Origin of the sequence: Psychrobacter luti, from assembly GCF_014192115.1 — a bacterium.
Classification (GTDB): Bacteria; Pseudomonadota; Gammaproteobacteria; order Pseudomonadales; family Moraxellaceae; genus Psychrobacter; species Psychrobacter luti.
In genome coordinates this window covers 160,580-174,297 of sequence record NZ_JACHXL010000005.1, presented here as the reverse complement: position 1 = coordinate 174,297, position 13,718 = coordinate 160,580, and the positions used below count along the sequence as shown (strand labels likewise).

The window sequence follows — 13,718 nt, the reverse complement described above, 5'->3', positions numbered from 1 at the left end:
CAGAAGTGAAACATCATCGCGCCAATGGTAGTGTGGCTCCGGCCATGTGAGAGTAGGTCATCGTCAGCTCTCTATTCTAAAAGTAAAACCCCCTTGGCTTAATTGCTAAGGGGGTTTTCTTTTGGCTGGGGTTTGGGGGTTTTGAAAGAACAGGCGCTAATAAGCTGTTTTTTAGAACAACTCACCCGTCTCGACCACTTCTTCAAAATCAAAGCCTAACTGCTCGCCTTTGCGCTGTCTCATCTGCTCTATACGCAGTTTACGTCCAGAAACTAGCCGTAGCACCTCACGACGCTGTTCAGTCGTCATCTCATGCCATAACTGACGCTCAGGTCGACTACGCAAGCAGCCAAAGCAATAGCCTTTTTTATTACTTTGACACACACCAATGCATGGATTGGCAATCTCGAACAGTTCAAACTGCTGATTCATGACGGCTCCATCGCTATTTTCGTTATTCCTTTAACATGCCTAATCTCATTATAAATACTATTATGTCGCAAATAGTGAATAATAATGTGCGGTTTTATTGTTACTGTTTTTATTGACGTAATGCTATGCTGAGTTTTTATTATTCATATATAGCAATCATAACAAAATTAATAAGTGAGATTATACGTGAACGTTATTTATATTCATGGGCTTGACAGTGATGCCAATTCGACTAAAGGAAGGTTATTAGAAGATTATTGCCGTAAGTACCATCCTGATATAAATGTAATGCGCCCTGATTTGAATAAGACGCCTGACCAAGTTTTTAGTCACATACTTTCATTAATCGAAAATTTGAATGGCAATGGTAATCATGCGGAAAATGAGAGATTTGAATCTTCAAATACAGTATTGGTCGGTAGCTCATTGGGTGGTTATTTTTCTACCTTGATTAGTAACCATACTGGTTGCCCAGCGCTGCTATTGAATCCTAGCACGCAACCGCATGTGACATTACAGCGCTTTTCTGAAGATTCGACCGCAAAAAATAATGTTGAAGAAGAGTATTTAGACAGTCATATTATTCATTCGACAGCAGGTGGGTGGGATATTACTCATGCAGATTTGCAATGGTTTGCAGCGCATCAGCTATCCACTATTAATTATCCTGATAAAGTTGCTGTGCTTATTAAAGAAGGCGATGAGCTGTTAAATCCTGAGCTGTCTAAAGAGTTTTATAAAGAGCAGGGAGTAACAGTAACGATGCAAGCCGGTGGTGATCACAGGTTTAGTGACTTTGGTGCGCAATTGCCAATGGTGATTGAGATGTTAAGGAGTTTGCTATGAATTCAAATAAAAATGACATACAGGCTCGTAGAGAACCTAATATATTAAGCAATTTAAATAGACGACATTATCTGACGTGAGCGACTGACTATTAGCGTTACCGTCGCTATTTTTCGTTATAATGGTTGAATAGAATTAATCGCACATGAATAGTTAAGGATGCATTTGTGAGTCAATATAATGCGCAATCGTTAGAAGTTTTAGAAGGGCTTGAACCCGTACGTCGTCGCCCAGGTATGTATACCGATACCACCCGTCCCAATCATTTGGCGCAAGAAGTCATCGATAACTCAGTCGATGAAGCATTGGCGGGTTATGCCAAGGTTATCAAAGTGCAATTGCATAGCGATGGATCATTATCAGTTGAAGATGATGGCCGTGGCATGCCAACCGATATTCATCCCGAATTTAATCAAACTGGTATTGAGCTGATTTTAACCCGTCTGCATGCTGGTGGTAAATTCTCAACGTCTAATTATGAAGTTTCGGGCGGTTTACACGGGGTGGGTATATCCGTCGTCAATGCGCTATCCACGCGAGTTGAAGTGACGGTATGGCGTGATAGCACACAGTTTGAGATGGCGTTCGAGAATGGCGCAGCAGTCACCCCTTTAACCGAAACCGTCAGCTCAAATAAACGTAAGCGTGGTACCAAAGTACATTTTTGGGCCGATGGCAGCTTCTTTGATACACCTAAATTTAACGTCAAACAGCTTAAACATAATCTAAAAGCCAAAGCTGTGCTAGCAGCTGGTCTAACGATTGAGTTCGTTGATGATATTAATAATGAAAAAGTCGTTTGGCAGTTTACTGATGGGGTGGTTGAGTATCTAAATGAGCAGCTAGATGGTTTAGAGACTTTACCTGAAGCACCGTTTTATTATAATTACAATGCGAAAGCAGGTGAACGTGCGGGCATTACTTTTGTATTGTCTTGGTTGCCAGATGGCGGTACGCCTGTGCAGGAAAGCTATGTAAACCTTATCCCGACTGCTCAAGGCGGTACGCACGTTAACGGTCTACGTACCGGTATCTTGGAAGCCTTACGCGAGTTTTGTGATATTCATAATTTACTGCCACGTAGTGTCAAGCTGACTGCAGAAGATGTGTGGGACGGGGTGAACTATATCTTGTCGCTTAAGTTTTCTGAGCCACAGTTTTCCGGTCAAACCAAAGAGCGCTTATCAAGCCGCGAAGCGGCTGGTGCGGTGCAGACATTGGCAAAAGACGCCTTTAGCTTATGGCTAAATCAGCATGCCGATATGGGTACCCAAATTGCCGAGCTGGCGATTAATAAAGCGGGTCGTCGATTAAAATCTGCGAAAAAAGTCGCCCGTAAGAAAATTACTCAAGGTCCAGCATTGCCAGGTAAGTTGGCAGATTGTCGCGGCGATTTGCGTGATGGCGCAGAGCTGTTTTTAGTAGAGGGTGATTCTGCGGGTGGTAGTGCCAAGCAAGCGCGTGATCGTCATTATCAGGCGATATTGCCACTGCGCGGTAAGATTCTAAATACGTGGGAAGTATCATCAGATACGGTGCTATCAAGTCAAGAGATTCATGATATTGCCATCGCTATCGGTGTTGATCCAGCGTCGGATGATTTGTCTGAGCTGCGCTATGATAAGGTATGTATCTTGGCAGATGCGGACTCTGATGGTCTGCATATTGCCACATTGATTTGCGCATTATTCGTCAAGCATTTTCCTGCCTTGGTAGATGCCGGTCATTTATTTGTAGCGATGCCGCCTTTATACCGTGTTGATGTCGGTAAAGAGGTGCATTATGCGCTTGATGAACCAGAGCTTGCGCATATTTTGTCCAATGTGCCAGGCAATAAGAAAGCCCAAATCACGCGCTTTAAAGGCTTGGGTGAAATGAGTGCAGAGCAATTGCGTGAGACAACCATGAATCGAGACACTCGACGCTTAGTTCAGCTAGATATGGATGATATGGTGCTCACAAACAGTGTGATGGATATGCTATTAGCCAAAAAACGTGCAGCAGATCGCAAGTCTTGGCTTGAAAATAAAGGCAATTTGGCTGATATCTCCTAAGGCGGTAGGAGAGAAGTCGTACTGGTGTTATTTTTACAGGCTTTATTTATATATAGTTATATATGTAAATAATTGAGTAAGCTATCATGTAATAAAAGCCTGCAAAATTTAGCTAAGTGGTACAAGCTTAATGTTATTATGTAGCTATCTTTTATTACATGGTGCCGTTATGACATCAAAGCTATTTAACCGTTCTAAATCAACTGCTTCTAAGCCTACGCGCTCGAAAGTATTCCCGACATTAAACAGGAAGCATTTGGGAAATTTGGTCCCAAGACGTGGTAATAAAGCTGCGCCAATTATCGCATCAGCGTTATTAAAAGCTGCTGGTTGGCGTACGGTTGGTGAGATTCCAAATATTCCGCAGGCTGTGGTTTTAGCGCTGCCGCACACTTCTAACGTCGATGGTATTTATGCGATACCAAGCTTATTTGCCCTAGATTTAAAAATCAGTATTATGGGCAAGCATACGCTGTTTAAAGTGCCATTATTTGCTCAGCTATTAAATTGGATAGGGGTCATTCCCATTGATCGTGGGAATAAAGGCTCGGTGTTGCAAGCGAGTATCGATAAATTCAAAACAGGTAAGCCACTGTTCTTGGGTTTAGCGCCAGAAGGTACGCGACAATATACCGAAAGCTGGAAATCAGGTTTTTATTATTTGGCAGTAGGTGCTGGTGTGCCGATTTTGCCCGTCGCGATGGATTATAAAACCAAAGAGATACGTTTTATGTCGTTGGTTTATCCTAGCGGTGATATCGACGCTGATTTGCCAAAAATCTATGCCCAATATCAAGGCGTAATGCCAAGACATCCTGAACGTTTATCGCAGCCTTTACAGGATATTAATAAACAGATTGATTAAAACTTAACTTCTTTATTGTTAAGTTTTTATAGTGAAGAAGCCCCTGATAGTAAAATATCAGGGGCTTCTTTTTAATCTTAAATAGATAAAATTTGAACTAAATTGAATGAATGACTGCTTAGAAATGCGGCTGACCATTTGACGCGCTGATACCGCCATCAACTGGCAAGTTCACACCAGTAATCATAGACGCGTCATCGCTCGCTAAAAAAGTAATGACAGCGGCAACGTCCTCTGGAGATGCAAGACGGCCAAGTGGGCAGCGGTCTAAAAACTTATCGGTTTTGCTGCTATCATCTTGAATGGCGCTGGTCATATCGGTTTTAGTAACGCTTGGATTGACGGCGTTGACGCGCACACCATCGGCGCCGTGATCTAAGGCTAAGGTGCGCGTTAAATTGCTAATACCGGTTTTGGCGGCATTATAAGCGGCCATATTCCAGTCACCACCGACGCCAGAGAGCGACGAGACATTGATGATATTGCCTTTGGTGGCAATCAGATGTGGCATTGCAGCCTGACAGACATAAAACGTGCCATTTAAATTTACATCGATAGCCGACTCCCAATCTTCAGAAGATAGCTCAGTGATTTTGCCTTGCATGGCTTTACCGGCATTATTTACCAAAACGTCGATTCTCTCAAACTTGTCGATGACTCTTTTCATCATTTCTTGTACTTGAGCTTCTACGCTGATGTCACAAACAACGGTCAAAAAATTATCGGTATGAATCCAAGTCCGGTCCTGCGGAAACGCTTCAGCAGTTTCCTGTAAGGTAGCAGCGGTACGTCCGACTAAAACAACGTTAGCGCCTTCGTTTGCAAAGCGAATGGCCGTCGCACGGCCAATACCTGAGCCCGCACCGGTGACGATAACAGTTTTTTCTTTAAAGCGTTTCATGATGTTCAGTCCTTGTTATCATATGATGATTATATAGGGAAGTTGTTAAGCCTGCGCTAGGATGCCTGATAAGCCTGCGCAACTTTGATTGCTTTTATGCCATCATAACAACTCACTGCTACGAAAGCGACTGTGTATAATTGCGCTTATGTTGTTTGATCTTTTGCTAAAAGTAATGGCAAGGATTATCACGCTAGTATGCTTAGTATTCGTTGCAAGTCATACGCCAGCATATACATTTAATATTAAGAGGGTGGGATTGTGTCAAATTCGACTACTGTGATTGCTAATAAGCCTTATCTTGACAATGAGCTAGCCTGCTATGTGCAGACTGATAAGTTAGAGATGCTATTGCCTTCTATACAAGCACTTGAAGCGACACATAAAATCCAATATCAAGCTCAAAAACTTGCTTACCACTTACCATCAGGTAAATTGCAGTTGTCAGAACTGAGGGTTTATTTGCCTGAGGGTATGGCTGCCGCTGATATCGAAAGCGTGCGCAAGACAGCTATTAAATCAATATTAGCATGGCATAAAGGTGATTTATGTAAGAAAAAAGCCAATATGGCGCACGCAATAGAAGTGTTGGTTCTTGATATTCAATTTAAAAGTGATATCGATAAAGCAAACAACTTTGTAGACAAAGACCATCAGCACGGCAAGTATAAGCACTTAAAACATAATTTTCCTGCCCGTTATTTTATGGAAGATTTAATCATAGATATGAGTGATAACGGGCAGCTGCTACAAATATTTGGCTGGCACGACTGGCAATCGATACTCACTGCGCTTCATACGCCATGTGAATTGTGGCGATTTTTAAGATATCGCTTAGAGCAGCTGCAACAGAGTGCTATTAGCCATGTACCAAGCTTTGATTCTGAAGAGGTATTGATTAATAAATTTTTAAACAGTTCTGCGCTATTTACCCAAGCTATCGCCATAGACAATGCGCTGATTAAATATGGTATGCAGGATGAGCCCAATGCCGCTCTGATTGCTATGGCGCTTGCACAAAAAAATCATAGTGCAACTAGCCAGATGTATCAGCAGCACATGCAGCAAGCGGCTATTTTATGGTCACAACTTAGCAGCCAAATGATAACTATGGTCGATGAAAATTTTAGCACTAAGAAAAGCAGCGAGCAGCAGGGTAATAAGCCATTTACAGAAGCAGAAAAACAGCAGCAACACGCAGAGTTTTCTCAATGGCAGCAGCAAATACTAGATGAATCATTGTTTTCGCGCCATGAGTTGATTCGTACTTTATATCGGCATCCAAAGCAGCAGCAAAGTCTGCAACAACGAGGCTATGTCGTCCATCAACATTCCTATGAGTGTTTAGGTAGGCATTATGTGCTGATATTTTATGGACAGGATGTAGAAGGACAGCATAGTAAAAAGGCTATTCAATCGAACTTAGCGAAAATCGCTTTGGATGTTGCCACACGTTTACCAATAGCCGAGCTGCACCACGTTATTGTGCTTGGCATAGACTTTATCACAGAGGCAGAAGATAGTTTTATAGATATTGACTTATGGATACAGCCGGTCGATGCCATGAGCCAGCGTGAGCGTCAACTAAGCAAGCAACTTCAGCGCTTACAGCAGCAAAGCCAAAAATAAAAACGATACGTTATAGCTGTTTACGACTGGTATAAATTTTCCTTGCTTGTTGTTATCACAGAGGCTACGAAAAATTCATTCCAGTCGCACTGTATCGATTTCAAAGAAATTCTACTATAGTAGAAGTAGGCTTAAAGATTGTTATTTCAGCGTGCAATGAGAAATTTAAATAGAAGAAGCACGAATAAAAAAAAGACAGCCTAGGCTGTCTTTTTTATTTGAATTAACGATTATCCATTACTAAATTATAAGTTATTTCAAATTATCACTATCGTTAGTAAATGGGAAACCATTATTGTTGGTAGTACTATCATCAGTTTCAATGTGGTTAATATCAACCGGTTCAGAACCCAAATCGCTTCTTGAATCTAAGTCATTACTTGTGCCTAAGTTGCTAGGCGTACCAGTATTTGAGCTTAAGTTATTTGGCGTACTGGTGACAGCAGGAGTAGTAGATACGGTTGATGCAGGCGTCGGGTTGCTCGCTGCACTTGGCGTATTCTCGCGAACTGACGCAGCAAACTTATCTTGAGTTGACGAGTTAGGGGTCAAAGCAGATTTTGCTTTTGCTTCATCACGTTCTCTATCCATTTTATCCTGCATCTTGCGTAGGAAGCGAGCTGCCGCTTCTTGACCACCAAGACCAAACGATAGAGCAAATGCTACAGCAACCGCACCTAAGGTTAGACCAAATGCGAGGTTAACGATAGAGTCAGCAATACCCATCGCTTTTAGACCCATGGCAAGTACTAAGCCCATGATCAATACACGTACGATGTTTGCTAAGAACTGTGAACCTTGCTCAGAGCGCTCAACGACACCAGCGATGATGTTGGCAAGCCAAAAGCCAATAAACAAAATGACCGCGCCGAGGATGATATTGGCACCGAACGCGATAAACATGGTAATGATGGCCGAGATAGGCTCAAAACCTAGTAAATCAGCGGCAGCGATAGCAGCAAACAACATCGCAAAGAAGATAATCGCATAACCAACTAGATCAGAGATTTTCTTATCGCCCATTGTCTGCTCTAAACCAACTTTCGCAGGCAACTGGTTGACTTGGGTGTTTTCAAGTAGACCTTTGATGATGTTGGCAACCATACGTACCACATAGAAGGTGACGATTAAAATCGCCGCTGCCATAAAGATATTTGGCAATGCTTCCATGATCTTATTAAGCATGTTGGTCGCAGGACGAGCAATCACATCGATTTTTAAGGCATTTAAAGCTGCAATAATCGTTGGAATGATAATCACTAAAAATGCTAGTGAACCTGCGATATTAGGCAAGCTGTTTTGTTCGCTTAGGCCTGCTTTGGTCGCAAGCTTCTGTACATCGAAAGTAGAAACCAAATTGGTCACAATGCCGCGTACGACTTTGGCGATGATATAACCCACCACAAAGACCACACCAGCGATGAGGATATTAGGAATAAAGCTGAAGATTTTATCGACCATATTGGTCAATGGTGCAAATAATCCATCAAGCTCTAACTGACCAAGTACCATGGTCAATACAATCAATAGGATAAACCAGTAAACCATATCCGCAATGGTGCTACTTAATGGTTTTACGCCAGCTTTAGCGCTTAGACGTTCATCCATCGAGGTTTTTGATAATGCCGCATTAATCGCTGTACGAGCAACAGTCGCTAGAACCCAACCAATCACACCAACAGCAATCGCAGCAATGAGATTCGGTATAAAGGTCAAGACTTGATTGACCATATTAGCAAATGGCGTTGAAATAGAGTTTAGATTTAATTGACTTAACGCGCCAGCGATGGCGATGATAAAGATAAACCAAAAAACGATTTTTGAGAGAATACCCTCTAAATCGTAGCTTTTACCTGTAGAAGAATTCATACGCTGGTTGATATTGATCTTCGATAACACACCGCGTACAAGGGCTGCAATACCCAGTGCCACGAGCCAACCAATGATGAAAATTAGAATAGCGCCGATGATGGAGCCGATAGGGCCACCCAGATAACCGTTGAACGATGTATACATTGGATTCATCCTGTCCTCCTTGAATGTTCATGTATCAGCTGTTAAATAATTCCTGCTATTAAATAGAAGCATAAGCAGGATTATTTGCAGGAAACACATACCTAATTATTAGTATTTTTAATTTAAGTTATTTAAAAGCGGTTCTAAACAGAGAACAATCGACACTTTATGTCAATTGTTAACAAAAACTACGTTCTGTTACTTCATACCTTAACCAATTTAGCTTAGCTGATGTAATGAGGGATTTAAAGATAGAAAGCTTAACTACTTACTATAGTTGTGTGATAAGTTGTTATTTTTGCGGCAAATATTAACATAGACTGTACATTTGACCGATAATTTCACGGGAATCATAGCTCCTAAAACTAAGATTTGTTATGATAGAAGAATGTGACATCTCGCCACTATCCTTATAATTTGAGAGTATTCTATGAAAAAAATTACTACCTTAAGCATTAGTGCCCTTGCTAGTGCAATGTTATTAGTCACCGGCTGTAACGCCAGCAATGGTAATAAAGAAACTGCCAGTAAAAGCGTTTCAGTAACTGAAAAAAGCCCAGCCAATGAAAAAGTGGGTTACAGTTTGGGTTATATGATGGCAGAAGGTAATAAAGAAGCGGTTGGCGATCTGAATCTTGATACTTTTGAAAAAGGCTTCCGTGACGGCTACGAAGGTAAAGAGTCAGCATTGACGCAAGAACAGATGCAAGAAGTATTAATGACCTATCAAAAAGAGCAAGAAGAGAAGTTTGTTAAAGATATGGAAACCAAAGCAGGCGAAAATAAAACCAAAGGTGCTGCATTCTTAGCAGAAAACGGCAAGAAAGCTGGCGTGAAAACCACTGCTTCTGGTTTACAATATAAAGTAGTGACCGCAGGTACTGGTAAATCACCAAAAGCGACAGACGTGGTTGAAGTAAACTACGAAGGTAAATTGATTGACGGTACGGTATTTGACAGCTCTTACGAGCGCGGTGAGCCAATTGAATTCCCACTAAACCAAGTTATTGCTGGTTGGACTGAAGGTCTACAGTTGATGAAAGAGGGTGGTAAATACGAGTTCTACATCCCATCTGATATCGCTTATGGCGAAGCGGGTAATGCAGGTATCGAGCCAAACAGCACGCTTATCTTTACTGTTGAGCTATTAAAAGTAAAATAATGCGTTATTAGAATTTTAACTCATAGTAGCTATAAAAAAGCGCTTATAAAAAATAAAAAGCCCTCATACATTATGAGGGCTTTTTATTGAGAAGCAGTTAAGTTAGTCGTTTATCGATTGATTAATGAAAAGCTAACTAACTAATTGACTCAGTGCTTATAGGGTTTTTTGGAACACTTTAGAGTTACGACCGTTATTATATTTCTCACGGCGATCTTCCGGTAGGGCGCTTGCTTCAACTTCCGCAAAACCTTGTTCGACAAACCAATGCGCGGTACGAGTGGTCAGAACGAATAACTTATGTAGACCATGACTGCGTGCTTGCTGTTCTAAAAATGCTAGCAAGTCAGCACCGCGGCTGCCACTACGGTATTCGGGATGTACCGCCACACAAGCGACTTCTGCCGAATCTGCATCCAATGGATAAAGCGCAGCACAGCCTAAAATCATGCCGTCACGCTCAATGACGCTATAGTGATCAATCTCTTGCTCCAAGCGCTCGCGTGAGCGGCTCACCAAGATACCTTGCTCTTCTAGCGGTGATAATAGTTCGATCAGCCCGACCACATCATCGATATTGGCACGGCGAATCTCTTCATACGGGTCATGGCTAATCAAAGTACCAGAACCATCACGGGTAAATAGCTCTTCGAGTAGCGCGCCATTTTTAGCATAAGAGATAATATGGGTGCGATGAACCCCTTGGCGGCACGCATTACTGGCGCAGCTTAAAAAGTAATTAATCTCACAGTTTAAATCACGATCTCGTAAGAAGCGGTCGACTTCATTCGGAATCATCTCACGCAGCAAGCGGTTATCATGATTGATACCGGCTTCTTCACCCAAGAATATCAGCTTATCGGCACCAAGCGCCACAGCGGCACTAAGGGCAACATCTTCAGCCAGTAGGTTAAAGACTTCACCAGTTGCTGAATAACCCATAGACCCTAAAATCACGATATGGTCATGTAAGAGATTGTTTTTAATAGCTTCAACATCGATTGAGCGTACTTCACCGGTCATCTGATAATCAACGCCATCACGAATACCATAAGGACGGGCGGTGACAAAATTACCCGAGACCGCATCAATACGTGAGCCGTACATGGGTGAGTTTGCCAAGCCCATCGATAGTTGGGCTTCGATTTGCAAACGAATGGCACCAACCGCTTGTAAAATAGATGGCATGGCGACGCGCGGGGTCACGCGGATGTCTTGATGCAATGGTGAGGCAATGTCTGCGTCTTTGAGGTTTTTTTCAATTTGCGGTCGCGCCCCGTGTACCAATACCAGCTTGATACCCAAGCTATGCAATAAAGCAAAGTCATGAATCAAGGTACTGAAATTTGGATGATTGACCGCTTCACCGCCAAACATAATCACGAAAGTCTTACCGCGATGGGTATTAATGTAAGGGGCAGAGTTACGGAACCAGTGAACGTATTCAGGGTTAATCTGTGGCATGGCGCTAGTAGTCATAATGGGAGCAATAGTCGTTAGAATAAGAAAAGGAGCGTGACAGTAAAAGCCTGTCACTAATGAATTACCATAGCAAAAAACGCCGTTATGAGCTATCTTTTATTTCAGTCGTATTAAGAAGTCTTGGTAGTAAATAGATGATATACACAACCTCAACACGGGATTAGTGTACCGCCAAACGCTTTTTGTTATGCTAAGCGCTATTGCTTTAGCGATAGCTTACGCAGATAATTGATAAAAATAACCATAGCTAAAAATAGTAATGGCAAAAATTTAACATTAATAACGACGACGATATATGATGAGGCTTAAGCAATAAAGTAATAATGCGCGCAATCCGATGCTTGCATAGCAGCGTTGTTTTGTTGACGCGTCTTATAACTATATGGGTTTATCTACACATTGTTGTATTAGCGAATTTTTATTACAAGATTGTTTTATCGATACATTAACTAGGGATAATGAATGTCATGAAGAAAAGTAACCATTTTGCAAACCCATTCAGTGCGTGGAGCGGACACCGCTTATTTCATGTTGTCGCCGGTACGCTCGTTGGCGTGATGGCAGTGACGCAGGCGTCAGCGATGTTGCCAACGCCAGAACAAGCCGTTGATAACTCAGTGGCAGTGCAAGCAAATGCCAACCAAGGCAGTAGCTCAAATGCGCAAGCGGTTAATAGCAAAATTACCGCGTCACTCATTAGTGTCGATGCAAATGGTCAGGAACTGCTAGTACCAGTTAATGCCAATACGCGTTTACAATCAGGTAATGTCTTAGAGTATCAAGGCTACTTTACCAATACCAATGCCGATCGCGTCCGTAAAATGACGGTTACCATGAGTATTCCTGAGCAAGTGGAATTGCTACGGGCAGTATCTCCTGATTTCCCATATGGTAGTGCCGATGGTAGTAACTTTGCCCGTATGCCGTTACGTGGTAAGGTTGACAATCAACTGCAAGAAATCCCATTAAAGTTCTATAAAGCGGTACGTTGGGATTTAGAAGGCGTTGGTCTGAATGATACCGTCGTGGTTAAATATCGTGCACGTGTTAAATAAACTCCTTTTTTAATATTTATTTAATACTTGCTGCATCAAAAAGCACCACAGTGAATACTGCGGTGCTTTTTTTTGTTGCCGTTTTTCGAGCTTTGGATTCAGTAAAGTGGCTTTTGTTATCTTCGTTTGATTTTTAAATTAAAGCATTGCATATTTACTCTGCGACTTTTCTTTAATAAGTTGTTTAATAGCAGCAATTTGCGGAGTGGTAGCTTGTGCGCCAGCCGTCATCAAAGTGCTGCGCTGGCTGGTATCGATTGAGCTGATATGACCAACACTTGGTGTGATGATAATATCAGCGCGATCACGCTCAAGGCGCATCGATGCAGCACGACTGCTAATTGCTTGACTGGAATCAGTGCCATTTGCGGCGGCATTTGCGATAACGCTGCTCTCAAGAAAGCCCCAAAAGCTGGTTAATGAGTTGATGGTCAGTTTTTTATTGCTAGTGGAAGTATTAACATTGGCAGTCGTCACATCAACAGCGATGATGATATCGGCACCCAAATCACGCGCTGTATCAACCGGTACTAAGCTGACCACACCACCATCGATATATTTCTTACCGACTTGTTCAGGAATGCGCGGCGCAATAAAAATATTGGGCACACTACAGGAGGCTTGTACCGCAAGTCCAGCATCGCCACTGCTAAAAACTGCCTTTTTGAGCGTGTGTTTTTCGGTAGCAACTGCGGCAAAGCTGATAGGAAAATCCTCTATAGAGCGTCCGCTTACTTTGGCATTGATAAAGTTTTTAAGCTTAATACCTTCAATGAAACCTTGGTTAGATAAGGTGAAATCAGTCAATTCACTATCAGAAGTATTTAACGCTAATTGTTCAAGCTGTTTGGCGTTATAACCACTGGCATATAAGCTGCCAACCAAGCTACCGACACTGGTGCCGACTACTAGCGTCGGCGTGATGCCACTTTCTTCTAACGCTTTAATCACCCCAATATGGGCAAAACCTTTAGCACCGCCGCCGCCTAAGACTAGGGCGACTTTTGGTTGAGTGTTTATAGGCGTGACGGTTTCAGCAACTGGCGTCATACTCTGACAAGCACTAATAGACAATCCCAATATGCCAAGCATACTGAATCGCAGTAATCGTGATAAATGACGATAGGGGTAATAGTTAGCAGGTAAAAACATAAAAAACCTTAGCAAAAATCGTCATAGAGGAATAAATGGTTATACGATAAGCCATTCATCAATAGCTTACTCAGAAATCAGCTAGACGCCGTATCGCTAAATAGCTTAGCATAAGCAAGTCGCT

The 13,718-nt window shown here is 42.2% G+C and carries 11 protein-coding genes; 6 read left to right on the top strand and 5 right to left on the bottom strand.

The window, feature by feature from the left end:
• Positions 1–171: 171 nt before the first annotated feature.
• Complete coding sequence (locus FHS24_RS10525) at positions 172–432, bottom strand: DUF1289 domain-containing protein (RefSeq protein WP_183621095.1); 261 nt, start codon at positions 430–432, stop codon at positions 172–174.
• A 186-nt stretch (positions 433–618) separates the two neighbouring features.
• On the opposite strand from FHS24_RS10525, the gene FHS24_RS10520 reads away from it, so the two are divergent.
• The 3 genes from FHS24_RS10520 (at position 619) to FHS24_RS10510 (ending at position 4,197) form a co-directional block, all read left to right on the top strand.
• The gene (locus tag FHS24_RS10520; protein WP_183621094.1) at positions 619–1,278 is read left to right on the top strand and encodes a YqiA/YcfP family alpha/beta fold hydrolase; all 660 of its coding nucleotides are present in this window, start codon (positions 619–621) and stop codon (positions 1,276–1,278) included.
• 167 nt (positions 1,279–1,445) lie between these two features.
• Complete coding sequence (gene parE, locus FHS24_RS10515) at positions 1,446–3,332, top strand: DNA topoisomerase IV subunit B (RefSeq protein ID WP_183621093.1); 1,887 nt, start codon at positions 1,446–1,448, stop codon at positions 3,330–3,332.
• A 169-nt stretch (positions 3,333–3,501) separates the two neighbouring features.
• Entirely contained in the window at positions 3,502–4,197 is a 696-nt protein-coding gene (locus FHS24_RS10510) for a lysophospholipid acyltransferase family protein (RefSeq protein WP_227671799.1), read from the top strand.
• A gap of 118 nt (positions 4,198–4,315) precedes the next feature.
• Here FHS24_RS10510 and budC read toward each other — a convergent pair whose 3' ends face one another.
• Positions 4,316–5,098: a meso-2,3-butanediol dehydrogenase gene (budC, locus tag FHS24_RS10505; RefSeq protein WP_183621091.1), complete on the bottom strand. Its 783-nt coding sequence runs from the start codon at positions 5,096–5,098 to the stop codon at positions 4,316–4,318.
• A 261-nt stretch (positions 5,099–5,359) separates the two neighbouring features.
• Here budC and FHS24_RS10500 point away from each other — a divergent pair, with 261 nt between their 5' ends.
• Positions 5,360–6,727 (top strand): hypothetical protein, encoded by a 1,368-nt coding sequence (locus FHS24_RS10500; RefSeq protein ID WP_183621090.1) that lies wholly within the window; start codon positions 5,360–5,362, stop codon positions 6,725–6,727.
• Positions 6,728–6,979: 252 nt separating this feature from the next.
• On the opposite strand, the gene FHS24_RS10495 is transcribed toward FHS24_RS10500, so the two are convergent.
• Positions 6,980–8,752, bottom strand: a complete 1,773-nt coding sequence (locus tag FHS24_RS10495; protein ID WP_183621089.1) for a mechanosensitive ion channel — start codon at positions 8,750–8,752, stop codon at positions 6,980–6,982.
• Positions 8,753–9,173: 421 nt separating this feature from the next.
• Here FHS24_RS10495 and FHS24_RS10490 point away from each other — a divergent pair, with 421 nt between their 5' ends.
• The gene (locus tag FHS24_RS10490) at positions 9,174–9,905 is read left to right on the top strand and encodes an FKBP-type peptidyl-prolyl cis-trans isomerase (protein WP_183621088.1); all 732 of its coding nucleotides are present in this window, start codon (positions 9,174–9,176) and stop codon (positions 9,903–9,905) included.
• Positions 9,906–10,061: 156 nt separating this feature from the next.
• Here the strand turns inward: FHS24_RS10490 and argA are convergent, their stop codons facing one another.
• Positions 10,062–11,384, bottom strand: a complete 1,323-nt coding sequence (gene argA / locus FHS24_RS10485) for an amino-acid N-acetyltransferase (protein ID WP_183621087.1) — start codon at positions 11,382–11,384, stop codon at positions 10,062–10,064.
• A gap of 470 nt (positions 11,385–11,854) precedes the next feature.
• On the opposite strand from argA, the gene FHS24_RS10480 reads away from it, so the two are divergent.
• On the top strand, positions 11,855–12,442 hold the full coding sequence (locus tag FHS24_RS10480) for a hypothetical protein (protein WP_183621086.1): 588 nt from the start codon (positions 11,855–11,857) through the stop codon (positions 12,440–12,442).
• Positions 12,443–12,580: 138 nt separating this feature from the next.
• Here the strand turns inward: FHS24_RS10480 and FHS24_RS10475 are convergent, their stop codons facing one another.
• Complete coding sequence (locus tag FHS24_RS10475) at positions 12,581–13,594, bottom strand: patatin-like phospholipase family protein (RefSeq protein ID WP_183621085.1); 1,014 nt, start codon at positions 13,592–13,594, stop codon at positions 12,581–12,583.
• Between the last annotated feature and the right edge of the window lie 124 nt (positions 13,595–13,718).